The organism is Ensifer sp. ENS09 (assembly GCF_014852425.1).
Classification (GTDB): domain Bacteria; phylum Pseudomonadota; class Alphaproteobacteria; order Rhizobiales; family Rhizobiaceae; genus Ensifer.
In genome coordinates this window covers 210,400-230,224 of the sequence record NZ_JACVBP010000004.1, presented here as the reverse complement: position 1 = coordinate 230,224, position 19,825 = coordinate 210,400, and the positions used below count along the sequence as shown (strand labels likewise).

Here is a 19,825-nt window from a genome sequence, read left to right as displayed (position 1 = left end):
TGGAGAGGATTGGATATGAGCACGTCAAACAGAGGTCACCGCCGCCTCGGCATGAAGGCACTCGTTCTTGACGACGAGATCAGCGAGGAAAGTGCTGCCGGCCGCGCCGTTCGGTCGCTGATCGCGGAACTCGAGCGCCGCCAGATCGAGGTGGTGACCGCCGAAAGCGCTGACGACGGTATCGCCGTGATCAGGTCCGATCCCGCTCTCCAATGCGTGCTGGTCGACTGGGATCTCGGGCCGGACGGTCACGAACAATCGATCGGCGTCGTCGAGGCGCTGCGCAAGCGCAACGGCACCGTTCCATTGCTGCTGCTTGCCGACCGCAGCGTCGCCTCGTCGGTGCCCGCCGACATCATGGCGAAGGTCGACGACTTCGTCTGGATGCTCGAAGACACGATGGACTTCGTCGGCGGGCGCATCCAGGCGGCAATCGAGCGCTATCGTTCCACCGTCCTGCCGCCGATGTTCAAGGCGCTCGCCCAGTTCTCGCAGGTGCATGAATATTCCTGGCACACGCCGGGCCACACCGGTGGTACCGGGTTCCTCAAATCCCCGCCCGGCCGCGCCTTCTTCGAGTTCTTCGGCGAGCCGCTGCTGCGCTCGGACCTGTCGATTTCTGTCGGCGAACTTGGGTCGCTGCTCGACCATTCCGGCCCGATCGGCGCCAGCGAAAAATATGCCGCCCGCGTCTTCGGCTCGCACCGCAGCTACCACGTCACCAACGGCTCCTCGACATCCAACCGCGTCATCCTGATGGCGAGCGTCAGCCGCGACCAGATCGCACTTTGCGACCGCAATTGCCACAAGTCGGCCGAACACGCGATGACCATGTCGGGCGCCGTGCCGACCTATCTTGTGCCGACCCGGAACCACTACGGCATCATCGGGCCGATTCCGCCGGAACGGCTGACGGCAGTGGCGATCCGCAAGGCGATCGACCAGAACCCGCTTGCCGCCGACCTCTCGGACAAAGAGCCGAAGCACGCGATCATCACTAACTCGACCTATGACGGTCTTTGCTACAACGTCACCCGTGTCGAGGAACTGCTCGGTGCCAGCGTCGACCGGCTGCATTTCGACGAAGCCTGGTACGGCTACGCCCGCTTCAACCCGATCTATCGCGACCGCCACGCCATGCACGGCGATCCGAAGGCGCATACGGCCGACAAGCCGACGGTCTTTGCCACCCAGTCGACGCACAAGCTTTTGGCCGCCCTTTCTCAGGCCTCCTTCATCCATGTGCGCGACGGAAGGAAGCCGATCCCGCACGGCATCTTCAACGAGACGTTCATGATGCACGCCTCGACCTCGCCGAACTACGCGATCATCGCCTCGAACGACGTTTCGGCTGCGATGATGGACGGCCCCGGCGGAGCGGCGCTCACCAATGAATCGATCGAGGAAGCGGTCTCCTTCCGCCTGATGATGTCGCGGCTCGCCAACGACGCTGCCGAGCGCGGTGACTGGTTCTTCGATTGCTGGCAGCCGGACACGGTGCGCGACCCGAAGACCGGCCGCACCAGCCCCTTCCACGAAGCCTCGCCGGAATCCCTTGCGACCGATCCGTCCTGCTGGGTGCTGAAGCCGGGAGCCGCATGGCACGGATTCGGCGAGATCGAAGACAGTTATTGCATGCTTGACCCGATCAAGGTCTCGATCGTCACGCCGGGTGTTGCGCCCGGCGGCGGTCTGATGCCGGTCGGCATCCCCGCGAGCCTCGTCACCGCCTATCTCGATGCCCGCGGCATCGTCGTCGAGAAGACAACCGACTTCACCATCCTGTTCCTTTTCTCGCTCGGCATCACCAAGGGCAAGTGGGGCTCGCTCGTCAGCGCGCTTTGCGACTTCAAGCGCGACTACGACGCCAACCTCACCCTGGAAGTGGCGATCCCGTCGCTGATCGAGGACCACCCGGAGCGCTACGCCGGCATGGGCCTCAAGGATCTTGCCGACACGATGTTCTCGGCGATGGACCAGTTGAAGACCACGGCCTCCATGGCTGCCGGTTTCTCCGTGCTGCCGCATCCGGACCTGAGCCCGGTGCGCGCCTATGAGCGGCTGGTGCGCGGCGAGGTGGAACAGGTGACGCTCGACCATCTGGCCGGCCGCACGGTCGCGACCGGCGTCGTGCCCTATCCGCCGGGCATTCCGCTGCTGATGCCGGGCGAAAACGCCGGCCCCGCCGATGGTCCGGTCCTCGGTTATCTCAAGGCGCTCGAGGCCTATGACCTCCGGTTCCCCGGTTTCACCCATGACACGCACGGGGTGGAGGTCGAGGATGGCCTTTACCGCGTCTATGTCTTGACCCGTTGAACCGGCTTCAGGAGCGACGAACATGGCTGTTGTCGATAGCGCTTCCAAACCCACATCCGCGGGCGTCGCGGAATCCGCCAAGATCGGCCTTGTGCCCGCGACCTTGATGGTCGCGGGCAACATGATGGGCTCCGGCGTCTTCATGCTACCGGCGAACCTTGCCGCGGTCGGGTCCATCGCCGTCTTCGGATGGCTGATCACCATTGCCGGCGCCATCGCGCTGGCGCTGACCTTCGCCAAGCTGGCGGCGATCGACCCCGCCGCCGGCGGGCCCTACGCCTATACGCGCAAGGCCTTCGGCGACTACATGGGCTACCAGACGAACCTCATCTACTGGCTCGCCAACGTCGTTGGCAATGTCGGCCTGGCGGTCGCCGGTCTCGGTTACCTCACCGCCTTCTTCCCGATGCTGCGCGATCCGTTGGTCTCGGCGCTGGCGCAGGTGGCGCTGATCTGGTTCTTCACCTACGCCAACATTCTCGGGCCGAACGTCGTCGGCAGGCTGCAGTCCTTCACCACCTCCTTCGCTTTGGTGCCGATCCTCGGCATGGCGATCTTCGGTTGGTTCTGGTTCTCGCCGGCGACCTTCTCCGAAGGGTGGAACGTGTCGGGCAAGGACAGCTGGGCGGCGATCATGGCAACGCTCAACTTCACCCTCTGGGCCTTCATCGGCGTCGAAAGCGCCTCGGTCTCGGCGGGCGTCGTGCGTGACCCGCAGCGCAACGTGCCGATCGCGACCGTTGGCGGCGTTATCCTCGCCGCCGTCGCCTATATCCTGTCGTCGACCGTCATCATGGGCATGATCCCGAACAAGGAGCTGATCGCTTCCTCGGCGCCCTTTGCCGATGCCGCGCGCCTGGCGCTCGGCGATACGGCCGGTGCCGTCGTCGCGATCTGCGCAGCCCTCGGCTGCCTGGGCTCGCTTGCCGGCTGGACGCTGCTCGTAGGGCAGACCGCCAAGGCTGCGGCAGATGACGGGCTCTTCGGCTCGATCTTCGCCAAGGTCAACTCCAAGGGCGTTCCCTCGGCCGGCCTTGCGATCGTCGCGGTGATCATGACCGTGCAGGTCTTTGCGACGATGTCGCCGACGGCCAGCGAGCAGTTCGGCAAGATCGCCTCGATCGCCGTGATCATGACGCTGCTGCCCTACATCTACTCGGCGATCTCCATCAAGGTGCTCGGCTACAAGAAGATGCCGGCAAGCACATACAACTGGTATGTGATCATCGGCCTGGCCGCGGCGATCTACAGCCTGGTGGCGTTGATCGGTTCCGACGGTGAACAGACGCGCTGGTCGCTGATCTTCGTGATCTCGACGATCGTCTTCTACTCGGCCGCGATCACCCGCAAGCGCGAGATCGAGGAGAAGCACATCGACCCCGGCGGCCATGCCCCGACCTGGATCCGCTACGTCACCGTCACCGTGACGGTCGCAGCCCTCGTCGCGCTGTTCTGGGTCTCGGTCGGCCGCCATCGCGCCGAAACGCTGCGAACGCGCTCACCGGTCCCACCGGCCGAAAGCACAGTGCAACCCGCCGCCGGCTCACCGGCGGCCGTGTTGCCGGCAGAGAGCCAGCCGGCGCAATAGCCAAGAAAAAGGGGCGGTGGATGCAGCCGCCGCCCCTCGTCCTTCGGTGAACGGCTACTTGTCGTCCATCGTCGGCGGTGCCGGCGGGGTCGGCACCGTGCTGACGCAACTCGCCTGCAGACTGACCGGCCTGACGGTGATTGCGACCGCGTCGCGCGAGAAAAGCCGAGACTGGTGCTTGCAGATGGGCGCGCATCATGTCCTCGACCATCGCCGGCCGTTGCCACAGCAGGTGGAAGCGTTGGAAGCGCCGCCGGTGCGCTATGTCGCCTCGTTGACGCACACCGCGCAGCACCTTGCCGAGCTGATCGAGATCATCGAGCCGCATGGAAAGATCGGTGTGATCGACGATCACGACAGCCTCGATGCCGCACCACTCAAGGCCAAGAGCCTTTCGCTCCACTGGGAAATGGTGTTCACCCGCCCGCTCTATGGCACTGCCGATCTCATCGGGCAGCATCACATCCTGAAGGAGGTCGCCTCGCTCACGGATGCGGGCGTTTTGCGGTCCACCATGACGAAATGCCTGTCGCCGTTTTCGGCCGAAAACCTGGAAGAGGGACACCGCCTGGTGGAGGGCGGCGCAATGGTCGGAAAAGTCGTGATGAGCCGCGGGCCGTCTGACGTGCCACAAGCAGATCAAGCGTCGGTTGCGCCCTGACCGAGAGACTGCCGGCCCTGCCGGCTCGAGGCGCAGATCGAGAATTCGATGAACCACGCCGACGAAATACGGCAATTGCCGTATTTCGTCGGCCGACATGCGAGGCTAGCCTCCGCGCGCCTACTTCGTGAATTTCCGTTTTCCTTCAATACCCTGCGCCACGGACGCAACGCGATGCCAGGCCCTTGAGGAACTGCCTTGGAAAAGAACCCCCGTATCGTTATCCACCTCGCCACGCTCCTGCTGTCGACCGCATTGTCGCCATTTGCGCTCGCACAGGATGTGGGTGACCCCGGCGATCCGGAGACCTGGCGCACGCCGGAATTCGAGGCGCAGTGGGGGCTTGGCAGGATCGACGCCGAGTATGCCTACATGCTGGGCTACGACGGCAGCGGGATCAAGGTCGGCGTGGTCGACAGCGGCCTCGACATCACCCATCCCGAGTTCGCCGGGCGCTATGCGGAGGGAATTACCTACGACCCGGAGAAACCATGGACGTTCGTGGCGGAGGGGCATGGGACAACGGTCGCCTCGGTGATCGCGGCCAATCGCGATGGCGCCGGCATGCACGGCGTTGCGCCAGGCGCGACTATCGTTCAGGTAGGGGCCTCGGACATCCCTGGCTACATCAATACCGATGCCGCCAACTACGGAATCCGCACGCTCATCGACCGGGGTGTGAAGATCATCAACAACAGCTTTGGCGATGGCTTCATTACGGAAACGACCGCCGAACAAGTTGAAGCGGAGCTCTCAGACAATCTGTCCACCTATCGCTACGCGGTCTCGCGCGGAGGACTCCTCGTCTTTTCAGCGATGAACGACGGTGCCACACAACCTTCCGTGGGCGCCGGTCTTCCACACCTTTTCCCGGAACTGGAACAGGGCTGGCTTGCCGTCGTGGCGACCAGTCCAACGCATATTCCCGATTGGTCGAACAGGTGCGGCGTTGCCATGAACTGGTGCCTGACTGCACCGGGCGGCGGCGACGCGACACTATGGGATTCAGACAAAGGCGAGTGGGTATGGGCGAACCCGCAAGACAACATCATGGTTGCGGTTCCCGGCGGTGCATACAGCAGAGAAACCGGCACATCGCTGGCCGCCCCCTTCGTCTCGGGAACGGCAGCCCTGGTAGCGCAGGCCTTTCCCTATATGACAATGGCTCAGATCCGGCAGGTATTGCTGGGCACCGCCACCGACATCGGGCTTCCTGGCGTCGATCCGGTTTTCGGCTACGGCCTCGTCAGCGCCGGCCGGGCGGTACGGGGCCCCGGAAAATTCGACTGGGGTGATTTCCATGCCGTGATTACCGACGGCGAAAGCGAGTGGTCAAACAACATCACCGGCGCAGGAGGGCTAATCAAGTCGGGCGACGGCATATTGATCTTGGCCGGCGACAGCACCTATCACGGCTCCACACGCGTCGATGGCGGTTTTCTTGCGATTGCCGGCAGCATTGCCTCCGAGACCTTTGCTGACGGGAACGGCACACTCTCCGGCAACGGCACCATCTACGGCAATGTCAACAATGACGGCGCCGTCAATCCCGGCTGGGGCCGCAAGGGCGGTACACTCACCGTGGACGGCAACTACCGCCAGTCGCCCGACGCCTGGTTCCTCGTCAATCTCGACGCCCCCGACGGGACCAGCCGGCTGGATGTCACCGGCACGGCGGACATCGCCGGTATGGTGGATGTCAGAGTGAGGCCAGAAAACTACCGGGGTGACGGCCGCCATACCATCCTGTCCGCAGCGAGCGGCGTAAGCGGGCGTTTCGAGGATGACTGTGGCTGTCATGCCTTCCTCGATCTCTCACTGGCCTACGACCCGACCACCGTCTATCTCGACGTCGCCCGCAACGGCGTGGCCTTCGCCGATGTAGCAACCACCCGCAACGCTGCGGCAACCGCTGCCGTAATCGAGCGTCTTGGCATCGGCCGATCCCTGCATGATCTCGCGGTGACCCTTGACGCCGCGACCGCCTCCGATCTTTTCGGCCAGCTGCCCGGCGAAGTCTACGGCTCGACCGTGACCGGCTTGATCGAAAACAGCCAAGTCATCGGCAACCAGATGAACGACCGGCTGCGCTCGGCCTTCGAGACCGTCGGCGCGAAGGCACGGCCGATCGTGGCAGCGGACGATCTCACCACCGGGTCGATCGCGGCAGCGGAACGTTACGGCGCTTGGGGTTCCGCCTTCGGCGCCTGGGGCCATACGGATGGCGACGGCAACGCCGCCGCGCTGTCGCGTTCCACCGGCGGCTTCGTCGCCGGTGTCGACGGCCTCGTCAAAGATGACTGGAGACTCGGCTTCCTCGCCGGGTACAGTTCGTCGAGCTTCAAGGTGGACGACCGCCGTTCTTCGACCTCCAGCGACAACTATCATCTCGGCGTCTATGGCGGCACGCAGTGGGGCGCCCTGTCGTTCCGCTCGGGCCTTGCCTATACGTGGAGCGATATCGACAGCAGCCGCAATGTGATCTCGCCGGCGCTGGTCGACAGCCTGACCGCCGACTACCGCGCCGGCACCACGCAGGTGTTCGGCGAGTTCGGCTATGGCATGCAGGCGGGCAGTCTTTCATTCGAGCCCTTTGCCAATCTCGCCTATGTCAACGTGCAGACCGACAGCTTCACGGAGAAGGGCGGCGCAGCGGCGCTATCCGTACGCGGCGGCTCCGACGACATGACCTTCACCACGCTCGGCCTGCGGCTGGCGACCGATTTCGACCTTGGAACGGCAAAAGCTACCGCCCGAGGCGTCATTGGTTGGCGACACGCGTATGGCGACGTCACGCCGGCGGTTTCCCAGACGTTTTCCGGCAGCGACGCCTTTTCGGTCGCCGGCGCACCGATCGCGCGCGACAGCGCCCTCATCGAGGCCGGTTTCGACTTTGCCGTTACACCGGCGGCAACGCTTGGGATCTCCTATCAGGGGCAGATCGCCTCGGCCGCTCACGATCACGGCGTGCGGGCCGATCTCGCCGTCAAGTTCTAGCAGCCGCTGGCCACGCCGGTCACGAAGCGATCTGCTCGGGCGCCGGCATCAGGTTTCGCGAATGGCTTGGCGGCGCGCCCATGATCTTGCGGAAGGCGCGGCTGAAGGACGCCTCCGAATCATAGCCGAGACGGTTGGCGACATGGGCGACGCGCTTCCCTTCGCGCAGCCACTGATGCGCCTGGTGCATGCGCATCCGTGCCACGTAGCGCGCCGGCGTCTCGCCGACGGTATCGGCGAAGCGCTGGGCGAAACCCGAGCGCGACGCGCCCATGAGCTTTGCCAGTTCCGGTACGGTCCAGTCCTTCGTCGGGTCGAGATGGATGGCGGCGAGCACCCGGCCGACCTCCGGATGACGCACGGCGGCAAGCCAGCCGGTCGACGTGCCGCAGCCGTGCTCCACCCAGGCGCGGATGATCGTCGCGGTCAGCACGTCGGCAAGCCGCGCCAGGATGCCGCCGGAGCCGACGCGCTGCATCGCCGCCTCGCGCGTCATGGTATCGAGCAGCGACGGGATCGACGGCTCGCTTGAGGCAAGATCGCTGGTGCGCATCACCGACGGCATGAGCTGCAGGAGCGGGTGCAGCCGGTCGACATTGAACTGCATCACCGCGAAGAACAGCAGGTTCTGGGCATCGGAATTGGGGCATTGCACGTCGACGATGCCGTCGCAAAGCTGCCGTTTCGGCAGGTCGTGGATCGAGATCGTCGGCAGGCCGGGCTTGCTGGCAAGCACATGCGCGTCGCCGCGCGGCAAGAGCACGGCATCGCCCGGCGTCAGCTCCACCCAGGCGCCATCGGGGCTCTGGAGATGGGCCGAACCGGACGCGAGAAAGTGAAAACGCGCTGGTTCCTGCGCCGGATAGGAGGTTGCCCATGGCGCACAGGGCTGGCAACGCCCATATTCCACTCCGTCTAACCTAAGGCCGCGCAGGATGTCGGTCAGCGCATCGGTCATGGGTCACTCCAGCTTTGGACAAACGGCATAGTGTTTTGGATTTTCTAGCATAGAAACTCCAGTTGCACATGCATATTTTCATCTCACCTGCAATGGAGATGAAAGTTATGGATGGCATCGTCGCAAGGCCTTCGGGCGAGGCGGATGAACAAGAAAAGCCGCTATGGGCGGCGGTCGTATCCCTGGCGCTCGGCGTTTTCGGCCTGGTCACGGCGGAATTTCTGCCGGCAAGCCTGCTGACGCCGATGTCGGCCGATCTCGGCGTTACCGTCGGCGCGGCCGGACAATCCGTGACGACCACGGCCGTCGTCGCGGCCATCGCCGGCCCGGCGATCGTCGTCTACACCGGTCGCTTCGACCGCCGCAACGTGCTGCTCACGTTGACGGCGCTTCTCATCATTTCCAGCCTGATCGCCGGCTTCGCATCCAGCCTTCCGATGCTGCTTGTCGCGCGCTTCCTGCTCGGCATTGGCCTTGGCGGTTTCTGGGCCCTGTCGCTGGCGCTTGCCATGCGGCTCGTTCCAGGCCGGCTGATGCCGCGCGCCATGGCGATCGTGATGTCCGGTGTCTCGATCGCGACCGTCTGCGCGGCCCCGGTCGGCGCCTGGATCGGCGCGACGCTCGGCTGGCGCTACGCCTTCCTGCTTGCCGCCGCCGTCGGCATCGTCACCTTCATCGTCCAGGCTCTGACCGTTCCGCGCCTGCCGCCGAAGGGGACCACCGGCCTCAATACCATCCTCAACGTATTGAAGCGTCCCGCGATCCGGCTCGGCCTGGCAACCATCCTGCTCGTCGTCACGGGTCACTTTGCCGGCTTCACGTATGTCCGCCCGTTCCTCGAACAGGTGCCGCAGTTCGGCGTCGAGGCGATCACCGCCATCCTGCTCGCCTTCGGCGTCGGCGGCTTCTTCGGCAACATTGCCGGCGGCTTTCTGGCCGAACGCAGCACACGCCTTGCGATGATGTCGGCGGCGGCCGGCGTCGCCTCCACCACCTTGATCCTGGGGCTTGCAGGCGCGCTACCGGCCGTCGCGATCGTTGCGATCGCCGCCTGGGGCTTCGCCTTCGGCGCCCTGCCGGTCAGTGTCCAGTCGTTCCTCAGCCGGGCTGCCGGCGACGAGGCCGAAGGTGCGGGGGCCGCAACGCTCACCACCTTCCAGATCGCCATTTCCACCGGCGCAATCCTCGGCGGCCTGCTCGTCGAACTGCAGGGCCCGGCCGGCGTCTTCCTCTTTGCCGCCGTGGCCGCGATGCTCGGCACCTCGCTGGTGTCTGTCTATCGCGAGCGGGTTCTTCAACCGGCGGAGTAACAACAATCGCATCAGCTTGGTGCGGGAGTGGCAACTCGCACCTGCGCCTGCCGGGCTCATTGGGTTCGGCAGGCAAAGCGATTCTCAGCGCAGCGCGTCGACCGGGGGTCACGGCGAGCGCTGCACACAGCGAGCGTAGTGGGCTCGTCGGAGACCACACACCCCTCCACCCACGTCGCCAAGATCAATTCCCCGGAAGCCGCCGCTCCTTCCAGGCTGCTTTCGGCACTTCGCCACCGATCGCGATGCTGAAGGAGGTCACTTCGGTCGCATCTTCATTGACGACGCAATTGAAGTCGACGTCGTACCAATTCGATTTGTTCTGGTAGGCCCCACCGCTGGCGTCCATACGGTTTTTGGCGATGAAGCCGCCCTTCGGTCCGAACGGCACCAGTCCTTCGGGTGGGGTATCCGGCCGTTGACTGCGGATCTGTTCCAGTGCCTCGAGATTGCACAGTTGCAGGATCCGCCTCTTGACCGGCAGGTTGATCAAGGCCTGCTTCACCCGCGGATCGGCAATCGACTTTGCAGAATAAAGTTCTTTTGCTTCGGTCAACTTGCTCGGAACGGGCTTGAGTTCGACCTTTGCCGCAGCATCGGCCGGCTTGGTCTTTGTGGTCCCTTCCGATTTGGCCGTCTGCGCCTTGGCGTCAGGCGTCTCTTTTGGTTCAGGCTTGGCTTCGGCCACCGTTACCGCAGGCTTTTCATCCGCCTTCTGTGTGGCGCTGTCTGTGGATCTCGCAGGCACGGCAAGCGTTGACGGAGGCTTCGGCTCCTTGACCGGTTCTTTTTTCTCGGTCGAAGGCGCCGTTGCCGGCTTATCCGACGGCTTTGCCTTGTCGTCCACGGCCTTTGCCGGCTCGGAAGCCTCGGTCTTTTTCTCCGTCTCGCGCGCGGCCGGCGGAAGCTCGGCCTCCTTGTTGTCCTGTTTGGTCTTGGCCATCGCCGAGGCGAACGATTGCGGCATTTGCTGCGCCGGCTTGGGTTGCGGCTTCGGGTCTGCCTTCGGTTGGGGCTGAGGCTTGGGCTGCGGTTTCGGCTGTTCGGCCTTCTTCTCTTCGCCCTTTTTCGGCGCCGCCTTCTTTTGTTCTGCCTGCTTCTGCTCGGCCTTCTTCGGCTCTTTCGCCTCTGCCGGCGGCGGAACGAGTTCGACGTTGACGGTCTGCTCCTTCGGCGGCTTCGGCAGCTCGAACGGCAGGTCGTACAAAAGGAAAAGGGCTACGACGAGGTGCAGGGCGACCGACACCGGTGCGCCCCATCCCATCCGTTCCCGCCAATTTCCCGCAAAAAGCTGCATCGCCAAGGAGATAAACCAATCGACGGGCGGAACCTAGGAGCTTCCGCCGATCTCAACAAGAGGCATAGGCCTGCATATGCAGCCGGAGTTTTGCGCTGCAGCCTGCCGGTCATCGGTCGAGGGCAAATGCAATGCCCCCCTTCTGGGGTCATCGCCAGCAACTGATGAGCTCTTGTCAAAAACGTTCCCGGCAAAAACGAGGCGGCGAAATCTGTTTCGGGTCCCGCGCTTATTTCGCACAATCATACCTATTATATAATTTCTATAGATTTAATTTTTAGGCACGCCTCAAGCGGCTCTGGCCGGTGGCGCAATGACATTCTTTGGCTTTGGGGACCCTTATGCAGCGAACTTCCACTCACCGAAAACTTTTCACAAAAGCCTTTGCCGCGACGGCAGCGCTGGCGGCCGGCCTGATCGCCACTTCGGCGCTTGCCGGCGAAACGCTCGACAAGATCAAGGCGCGCGGCGTCATCAAGGTCGGCGTCGGCACCACGCCAGGCTTCTTCTCGCCCGATAGCAACGGCCGCTGGCAGGGCTTCTTCGTCGACTTCGGCCGCGCCATCGCGATTACCGTCTTCAACGATGCCGAAAAGGTCGAGTTCACCAATTCCTCGCCGCAGCAGCGTCTGCCGGCGCTGCAATCTGGCGAGTTCGACATTCTGCTTTCGGGCGTCACCCAGACGGTGAGCCGCGCCTTCAAGCTCGGCTTCCACTTCGGCCCCGTCGTCTTCTATGACGGCCAGGGCCTGCTGGTGCGCAAGGACCTCGGCGTATCCAAGGGCGAGGAGCTCGACGGTGCGACGATCGGCGTCCAGAGCGGCACCACCGGCGAACTCAACATCGCCGATTTCTTCCGCAAGACCGGCAAGGCTTTCACGCCGGTCACGATCGAGGAGACCGGCGAGTTCCTGAAGGCGCTCGACAGTGGCCGTGTCGACGCGCTGACCCAGGATGCGACCGACCTTGCCGCCAAGCGCACCCAGCTCTCCAAGCCCGACGACTACGTGCTTCTGCCGGAGCGCCTGTCGAAGGAGCCCTTGGCACCGGCAATTCGCGCCGGTGACGACCAATGGCTCGAAATCGTCAACTGGACCGTCTACGCGACGATCCAGGCGGAAGAGTTCGGCATCACCAAGGACAATGTCGATACCTTCCTCAAGAGCGAAGACCCTGCGATCAAGCGCTTCCTCGGCGTCGACCCATCGCTCGGCGAAGCCATCGGTCTCGATCCGAAATTCGCCTACAACATCGTCAAGACCGTCGGCAATTACGGCGAGATCTTCGAGCGCAATGTCGGCAAGGGCACGCCGCTCAATTTCGAGCGCGGCTACAACCAGCCCTGGACGGCAGGCGGCCTGCTCTATTCGCCGCCGTTCCGTTGAGCCGGTTCATGGTCCTTCCCATGACACGCCAACTCCAACCGGGCCCTTCGGGGCCCGGACCCGTCTCGCGCCTCATGTCCTGGATCGGGCCTCTGCCTTTGCAGCAAGGCCTGCTCTTTGTCGGCGTGCTGCTGCTCTTTGCCTTTCTCGGCCAGAACACCGCCGAGAGCATGCACCGCATGGGACTGACGCCGGGCTTTGCGTTCCTCTCCCATCAGGCCAATTTCGAGATCGGCGAAAGCGTTCTTCCTTACGCGGCCGGCGACAGCTACGCCCGGGCGCTTGCCGCCGGTATCGCCAATACCGTCAAGGTCGCGCTCGTCGGATGTCTGCTTGCAATCGTACTCGGTGTCGCACTCGGCATCTTCAGGCTGTCCGGCAATCTGCTGCTCGCGACCTTCGCCCATGGCTATGTCGAGCTTCTGCGCAACACGCCTTTGTTGCTGCAACTGTTTCTCTGGAGCGCGATCATCCGCGCGCTTCCGCCGCCGCGCGGCGCCTATACGTTTCTGGGCAGCGTCTATCTCAGCAATCGCGGCGTCTTTCTGCCCTCGCTTTCGGTCGACGGCCTGCCGGCCTCCGTATGGCTGCCCGCGGTGCTCCTGACCGTCTTCGCGGCCCTCGTCATTTCCAGGCGCCTGCTGGCGGGCGCGACGTTCTATCTGCCGAAAACCGCCGGCACCGTACTCGGCGCGTTAGCAATCTTCTATTTCGCTCTCGTATCCCTCGGCTTCAGCGCATCGGTCGAAGTGCCTGCCAAGGGCGGCTTCAACATTCGCGGCGGCCTATCGCTGACCCCGGAATTCGCCGCGCTGCTGATCGGCCTCGTCGTCAATGCCTCCGCTTCGATTTCCGAGATCGTGCGCAGCGGCATCCAGTCGGTGGCATCGGGTCAATGGGAAGCCGCTCGCGCACTCGGGCTGAAGCCCGCGCAGATCATGCGCCTCGTCGTACTGCCGCAGGCGCTTCGGATGATCACGCCGCTGATGATTTCGAGCTTTCTCGATCTGACCAAGAATTCGAGCCTCGCGGTCGCAATTGGTTACCCCGATCTCGTCAGCGTCGCCAACACGACGGCCAACACCACCGGTCAGGCGCTCGAAGCGATCATCCTCATCGGCGCCGTCTACCTGACCATCAGCCTTTCGGTTTCGGCCCTCATGAACCTCTACAACCGGCGCGTGGTCCTGCGCGGAGAAGGAAAACGATGAGCCAGATCGAACTTGCGCCACCGGTTGCACCCGACTGGCACCGCTGGCGCGAAGGCCTCTTCAGTGGCTGGGCCAATGGCCTCGTCACGCTGGCAACGCTCGCCGCGCTCCTTTGGCTTGCTCTTCCCTTTGTCCGTTGGGCCGTCATCGATGCCGTCTGGGCCGGAACAGCGGCCGATTGCGCCGCGGAAGGCGCTGGCGCCTGCTGGGCCTTTGTCGGCGCCAAGTTTCGGTTCATGCTGTTTGCCTTCTTCCCACCGCCGCTGCAATGGCGCCCCGTGCTGGTGATCGTCCTTATCGCTGCGCTGCTGACGGTCTCCGCCATTCCCCGTTTCTGGAGCTTCCGCCTGGTGCCGGTCTGGTTGCTGGCGCTCGTCGGCATCTGGCTGCTGATGGCGGGGACGTCGGGCTTGGAAACGGTCTCGACCAATCATTGGGGCGGGCTGCCGATCACGCTCACAGTCTCGATCGCCGGCCTTGCCTTCGCCTTTCCGATCGCGCTGCTGCTGGCCCTTGCCCGCCAGTCGGACATGGGCATCGTTCGGTCCCTGGCCATCGCCTTCATCGAAGTGCTGCGCGGCGTGCCTATGATCGCCGTTCTCTACGTGGCGATGCTGATCGTGCCGATGGCGCTGCCGAGCGGCGCGGCCATCGACAAGTTGCTGCGCGCACAGATCGGCGTCACGCTGTTCTTCTCCGCCTATCTCGCCGAGATCATCCGCGCCGGCCTGCAAGTGATCCCGGCGGGTCAGAAAGAGGCGGCCCTGTCGCTTGGCCTTGGCCGGATCCAGATGCTCCGGCTGGTGGTGCTGCCGCAGGCGCTGCGGGCCGTCATCCCGGCGATCGTCAACCTGTCGATCGGCATCGTGCTCAACACCTCGCTGCTGGCCGTCATCGGCATCTACGATCTGCTGAATGCCGCCAAGACCTCGGCCACCGATCCCGCCTGGCTCGGCTTTTACAGCGAGGCCTATATCTTTGCGGCGCTCATCTATTTCGCCATCTGCTTCACCGGCTCGCGCTACAGCCTCTGGCTGGAGAGGAAGCTCAACGGTGGCCATCGCCGATAGGCGCATCCGACGGGGGTTGCGTGCCACGCGCCGCCGGGCCAAGAGTGCGCCGAAGCGAAATCTGTGACCGGGCAAAGCGCATGAGACAAAAAAACATCGCCGTCATTGGCGGCGGACCGAGCGGCTTGATGGCCGCCGAGGTGCTGTCCGAGCGCGGCCACGCGGTCACCGTCTATGACAGCATGCCGACGGTGGCGCGCAAATTCCTGCTCGCCGGCAAGTCGGGTCTGAACATCACCCATTCCGAGCCCTATGCCGCCTTTGTCGAGCGCTTCGGCGATGCCTCGCCGCGACTGCGCGCAGCGCTGGACGCGTTCACGCCGGATGACATCAGGCGTTGGGCAAAGACGCTCGGCACGGAGACCTTCGTCGGTTCCTCGGGCCGCGTCTTCCCAGAGGTGATGAAGGCGTCGCCGCTGCTACGCGCCTGGCTCAAGTCGCTGGAAGGCCGCGGCGTTCGCATCCTGACGCGGCACCGCTGGACAGGTTTTGAGGGCAACGCGCTTGCGTTCGATACTCCCGACGGCAAGACGCTTGTCAGCGCCGATGCGACCCTGCTTGCGCTCGGTGGCGCCAGCTATCCGCGCCTCGGATCCGATGCCGCCTGGACACCATGGCTGGAACACAGGGACGTGTCTGTCGCCAAGTTCCAACCCGCCAATTGCGGCTTCGATGTCGACTGGAGCGCGACCTTCCGCGATCGCTTCGCCGGCGCGGCGCTGAAGGGCGTCACCGCGACCTCGGAAGCGGGCACCGTCCCGGGCGAATTCGTCGTCAGCGAGACCGGTATCGAAGGTAGTCTCGTCTATGCACACACGAGCGCGCTTCGGGACCGACTGTCGCGCGGCGAAACGGCCGACCTGGTGGTCGACCTTACCCCGGGGCGCACCGTCGAGAAATTGGCAAAAGACCTTGGCCGCTTCGACAGCAAGACCAGTTTCTCCAATCGCCTGCGCAAGGGGGCTAGCCTCGAAGGGGTGAAAGCGGCGCTGGTGCGTGAGGTTTCGCCTGATGCCGCGCGTTTGCCACCTTCAGAACTTGCGGCCTTGATCAAGGCGCTGCCAATCCGGCTCGTCCGCCCGCGCCCGATCGCCGAAGCCATCTCGTCGGCCGGCGGCATCGCCTGGTCCGCGATCGATGACGAATACATGCTGAAATCAATGCCCGGCAGCTTCGTCGCCGGCGAAATGATCGACTGGGAAGCGCCGACCGGGGGCTATCTGCTGACCGCCTGCTTTGCCACAGGCTGTGCGGCGGCGCGCGGGCTCGATCGCTGGCTTAGCCGAGCGTCATAAAAAATTGCCGCGCCCTTGCCAGGCGCGGCGATCGTTTCAAGTGGCGTCAAAGCCTTACTGGTCGTTCAACACCAGCCCCTTGGTCAGTTCCAGCGCCTGGCGCTCGAAGAGACCACGGTAGATCCCGCCGTTGAGACGGATCAGCGCGTCGTGTGTGCCCTCCTCGGCGATCCGGCCGTGGTCGAAGACCAGCAACCGGTCGAGCGCGCGAACGGTCGACAGCCGGTGCGCGATGACCAGCGTCGTGCGCCCGAGCATCAGCCGCTCCATCGCCTGCTGGATCAGCACCTCCGATTCCGAATCGAGGCTCGATGTCGCCTCGTCGAGGATCAGGATCGGTGCGTCCGCGAGAAACGCGCGGGCAATGGCGATGCGCTGGCGCTCGCCGCCCGAGAGCTTGACGCCGCGTTCGCCCACCAACGTGCCGTATCCTTTCGGCAGCGCCGTGATGAAGTCGTGGGCGCTTGCAAGCTTCGCCGCCTTCTCGATCTCGCTCTGCGTGGCGTTCGGCCGCGCATAGGCGATGTTTTCCGACAGAGAGCGATGGAACAGGATCGGCTCCTGCTGGACGATCGCGATCTGCTGGCGCAGCGAGGTCTGCGTCACCGACGCTATGTCCTGACCATCGATGCGGATCTCGCCGGCTTTCAGGTCGTGCAGGCGCTGGATCAGCTTGACGAAGGTCGTCTTGCCCGAACCGGAATGCCCGACGAGACCGACACGCTCGCCCTCCCGGATGGTCACCGAGAACCGGTCGTAGAGCGGCTTGCGGTGCGCACCGTAGTGGAACGTCACATCCTTGAACTCGATGCGGCCGTCGGTGATCCGGATCGGCTTGGCATCCGCCTTGTCGTCGATGCCGAGCGACTGGCCGTGGATGTCGACAAGCTCTTCCATGTCGTTGATCGAGCGCTGCAGGTTGCGGATGTGTTGCCCGACTTCACGCAGGTAACCCTGCAGGATGAAGAACGAGGTGAGCACGAAGGTGATGTCGCCGGCTGTCGCCTGGCCCTTCGACCAGAGGAACAACGCAAAGCCGATCACCGCCGCGCGCAGGATAAGCAGCATGGCGCCCTGCGACGTGCCGTTGGTCGTGCCGCGGATCCAGGTGCGGCGCGTGCGGTCACGCCATTTGGCGAGTACCTTGGCTAGGCGCGCGTCCTCGCGGCCTTCGCCGCCAAAACCCTTGACGACGATGTTGCAGCTCACGGCATCGGCGAGCGCCCCGCCGAGCTTGGTGTCCCACCGGTTGGCAAGGCTTGCCATCGGCGCGACGTAACCAAGCGACAGCACGATCGTCATCAGGATGAAGACGATCGACCCGATACCGATGATGACGCCCATCATCGGCCAGTAGAACGACATCAGGATTGTCGATCCGACCAGCATCACGACGGACGGAAAAAGGGCCACGAGCAAGGTGTCGTTCAAGAGATCGAGCGCCCACATGCCGCGCGTCACCTTGCGCACCGTCGATCCGGCAAAGCTGTTGGCATGCCAGTCGGTCGAGAAGCGCTGGATGCGATAAAACGCAGCCGACGCGATGTCGGTCATCATCTTGAGGGTCAGATCGGTGACCCCCAGGAAGGTGAAGTGCCTGAGAATGATCGCGCCGAGCGACAGCGCCATCAGCATCCAGAAGGCGGCAAGCGCCGCATCCCAGGCAAGCTGATCGGTCGCCACACCGGAAACGACGGCGTCCACGAGCCGGCCCGAATAGAGCGGCGTCAGGACGTCGGCAAGCGTCGACAGGAGAACCATGCCGAGAATGACGCTGATGCGCAGCGGCTGCGCTTTCCAGTGCGACCAGGTGAATCCGAGAACGCTGCGGAACGCACCGCCGCGCAGGTCAATACGAGTAAAAGCCATAACAATCGCCCGATGCGCGACGCATCGGCCTCAAACAAGATCAGAATGGAATATGCCGTTAAAAGGAACCCAGCTTCCGATGCGGCATCATTGGAGTGACCGTATCCTCGAGAGAGGAAGGGCCAAGGTCAGCGAAACGAAATCCGACCTGGAAAAGACGGAAAGGCGAAAATGCCCTTCCCGGCCCAGTTCAAGACTGCACGCCGCCCCGTAGGGAGAAAGAAAAAGCTGGCATCTTTTGAAACCTCCCTGATTGGTTGCCGGAAGACGACCTATAGGCGAATCGCGCGCAACCGCCAAGTGCAGAAATCTTGCCATGGCGCCAATCGTCGCGGCTGCGACCTGTTTGCAACAGTCTCCGACATGCCTGCGGGGTTTACGGCGATGTGCTGTTCGTAGCAGAGTACGCCGCGATCGCCGACCGTGCATGGCACGAAACGGCGGCATCTTGGGGAGGGTCCGCGACAACCGGCACCGGCAATGACCGGACGGCGATGCGCGGTGGGAGTGAATTGACAAGGTTCCGGTTCTATATCGTTGCGGCCCTGCTGCCGCTGATCACCCTTGGCTTCATGGCGTTTGCAGGCCCTGCACGTGCTGTCGAGAAGCAGGAACTCGTGGTGGTCACTTCCTATCCGCCGTCCTTCTTCGAGCCCTTCCGCGCTGCGTTCGAACGCGCCAATGCCGACATGCGGGTGACGATCGTGCAGCGCAACACCGCGAGCGCCAGCCGCTTCGTCATCGAGAAGGCGGATGTGCCGGCCGACATCTTCTGGGCCTCGGCGGCCGATGCCTTCGAGCTCCTGAAGCGCAACGGAAGCCTGCGTCAGATCGCGCCGCGCAATACCGGCGCACCGGATCATGTCTTCGGCTACCCGGTGAACGACCCCCAAGGCTATTATCTGGGCTTCGCGCTGTCGGGCTACGGCTTCGTCTACAATCCCGCCCATCTCGCGCGCAGCAAACTGCCCGTGCCGGAGAACTGGCAGGATCTGCTGAACCCCGTCTATTCCGGCCAGATCGGCATCACCACGCCGTCCCGCTCGGGCACGACGCACCTGATCGTCGAGGCCTTGCTGCAAACCTACGGCTGGGAGAAAGGCTGGGCGATGCTGTCGCAGCTCGGCGGCAATCTCTCGACGGTTACCGCCCGCAGCTTCGGAGTGGCCTCCGGCGTGGCGCAGCGGCGCTTCAGCATCGGTATCACCATCGACTTCCTCGCCACCTCGCCGGATTTCGCCGGCGCCGGCAATGTCTTCGTCCTGCCGCCCGACACCGTGTTCGTGCCGGCAAGCATCGGCATCCTCACCCGGGCGCGCAACGTGCCGGGAGCCGAACGCTTCGTCGATTTCGTGCTTTCGGAGGCTGGCCAGAAACTCCTGCTGTCGCCGGCAATCGCCCGCATACCGGTCAATCCCGCGCTCAACAGCGGCCTGCTGCCGCAAGAAGACGGCGAGCGCCTGCTGAAATCCGGTGGCTTCGACGCGGCGCTTTCGGCGCGCAGATACGGGCTCGTCAATCTGATTTTCGACGACTATATCGTGCGCCGCCGGGCAACCCTTGCCCGCCTGTGGAAGAGGACCGCGGATCTGGAGGCGATGAACATCGAAGACGCGCAACGGCTGAGCATGCTGGCCCGGGCACGGCGGCTGTTGGGCCAGCCTCCGCTTTCAGCTAGCGAAGTCGCCAATGTGGCGGAGGCCCTGCAAGGCGAATGGCCGCGTGGCGTCGCCCGCTCCCCTGCCCATGCGGAACTCGCGAGCCGCCTGCGCGCGCGGATCGAGCAGAACCTCAGCGAGGCGGAACAGCTGCTGTCCTCGGCCGCGCGATCCGGCGGCCCCGTCAATCTCCATCCGTGGCGGCAGTGA

At 64.1% G+C, this 19,825-nt stretch carries 13 protein-coding genes; 10 read left to right on the top strand and 3 right to left on the bottom strand.

Annotated elements, in window-relative coordinates; genetic code table 11:
- Positions 1-15: 15 nt before the first annotated feature.
- The 4 genes from IB267_RS21450 to IB267_RS21435 all read left to right on the top strand — a co-directional run bounded on the left by IB267_RS21450 (position 16) and on the right by IB267_RS21435 (position 7,562).
- Positions 16-2,316 (top strand): Orn/Lys/Arg decarboxylase N-terminal domain-containing protein, encoded by a 2,301-nt coding sequence (locus tag IB267_RS21450; protein WP_192449478.1) that lies wholly within the window; start codon positions 16-18, stop codon positions 2,314-2,316.
- A 22-nt stretch (positions 2,317-2,338) separates the two neighbouring features.
- The gene (gene adiC, locus IB267_RS21445; protein WP_192449477.1) at positions 2,339-3,904 is read left to right on the top strand and encodes an arginine/agmatine antiporter; all 1,566 of its coding nucleotides are present in this window, start codon (positions 2,339-2,341) and stop codon (positions 3,902-3,904) included.
- A gap of 16 nt (positions 3,905-3,920) precedes the next feature.
- Positions 3,921-4,565 carry a zinc-binding dehydrogenase gene (locus tag IB267_RS21440; RefSeq protein WP_210335956.1) on the top strand — a complete coding sequence of 215 codons (645 nt, stop codon included), beginning with the start codon at positions 3,921-3,923 and terminating at the stop codon, positions 4,563-4,565.
- Between the two features lie 198 nt (positions 4,566-4,763).
- Positions 4,764-7,562 (top strand): autotransporter domain-containing protein, encoded by a 2,799-nt coding sequence (locus IB267_RS21435; protein ID WP_192449476.1) that lies wholly within the window; start codon positions 4,764-4,766, stop codon positions 7,560-7,562.
- Between the two features lie 19 nt (positions 7,563-7,581).
- Here the strand turns inward: IB267_RS21435 and IB267_RS21430 are convergent, their stop codons facing one another.
- Positions 7,582-8,520, bottom strand: coding sequence for an AraC family transcriptional regulator (locus tag IB267_RS21430; protein ID WP_192449475.1), 939 nt, complete (start codon positions 8,518-8,520; stop codon positions 7,582-7,584).
- 107 nt (positions 8,521-8,627) lie between these two features.
- Here IB267_RS21430 and IB267_RS21425 point away from each other — a divergent pair, with 107 nt between their 5' ends.
- The gene (locus tag IB267_RS21425; RefSeq protein ID WP_192449474.1) at positions 8,628-9,830 is read left to right on the top strand and encodes an MFS transporter; all 1,203 of its coding nucleotides are present in this window, start codon (positions 8,628-8,630) and stop codon (positions 9,828-9,830) included.
- 184 nt (positions 9,831-10,014) lie between these two features.
- Here IB267_RS21425 and IB267_RS21420 read toward each other — a convergent pair whose 3' ends face one another.
- The gene (locus IB267_RS21420; RefSeq protein WP_192449473.1) at positions 10,015-11,094 is read right to left on the bottom strand and encodes a DUF930 domain-containing protein; all 1,080 of its coding nucleotides are present in this window, start codon (positions 11,092-11,094) and stop codon (positions 10,015-10,017) included.
- A gap of 374 nt (positions 11,095-11,468) precedes the next feature.
- On the opposite strand from IB267_RS21420, the gene IB267_RS21415 reads away from it, so the two are divergent.
- From IB267_RS21415 to IB267_RS21400, 4 genes are all read left to right on the top strand, one after another.
- The gene (locus IB267_RS21415) at positions 11,469-12,512 is read left to right on the top strand and encodes an amino acid ABC transporter substrate-binding protein (RefSeq protein WP_192449472.1); all 1,044 of its coding nucleotides are present in this window, start codon (positions 11,469-11,471) and stop codon (positions 12,510-12,512) included.
- A 20-nt stretch (positions 12,513-12,532) separates the two neighbouring features.
- Entirely contained in the window at positions 12,533-13,723 is a 1,191-nt protein-coding gene (locus tag IB267_RS21410; RefSeq protein ID WP_192449471.1) for an amino acid ABC transporter permease, read from the top strand.
- Positions 13,720-14,793, top strand: a complete 1,074-nt coding sequence (locus IB267_RS21405; RefSeq protein WP_192449470.1) for an amino acid ABC transporter permease — start codon at positions 13,720-13,722, stop codon at positions 14,791-14,793. Before IB267_RS21410 ends, IB267_RS21405 begins: the two co-directional genes overlap by 4 nt.
- 80 nt (positions 14,794-14,873) lie before the next feature.
- Positions 14,874-16,088 (top strand): TIGR03862 family flavoprotein, encoded by a 1,215-nt coding sequence (locus IB267_RS21400; RefSeq protein WP_192449469.1) that lies wholly within the window; start codon positions 14,874-14,876, stop codon positions 16,086-16,088.
- Positions 16,089-16,142: 54 nt separating this feature from the next.
- Here IB267_RS21400 and IB267_RS21395 read toward each other — a convergent pair whose 3' ends face one another.
- Positions 16,143-17,957, bottom strand: coding sequence for an ABC transporter ATP-binding protein (locus IB267_RS21395; RefSeq protein ID WP_192449468.1), 1,815 nt, complete (start codon positions 17,955-17,957; stop codon positions 16,143-16,145).
- Between the two features lie 512 nt (positions 17,958-18,469).
- Here IB267_RS21395 and IB267_RS21390 point away from each other — a divergent pair.
- Positions 18,470-19,825, top strand: a complete 1,356-nt coding sequence (locus IB267_RS21390) for an ABC transporter substrate-binding protein (RefSeq protein WP_192449467.1) — start codon at positions 18,470-18,472, stop codon at positions 19,823-19,825.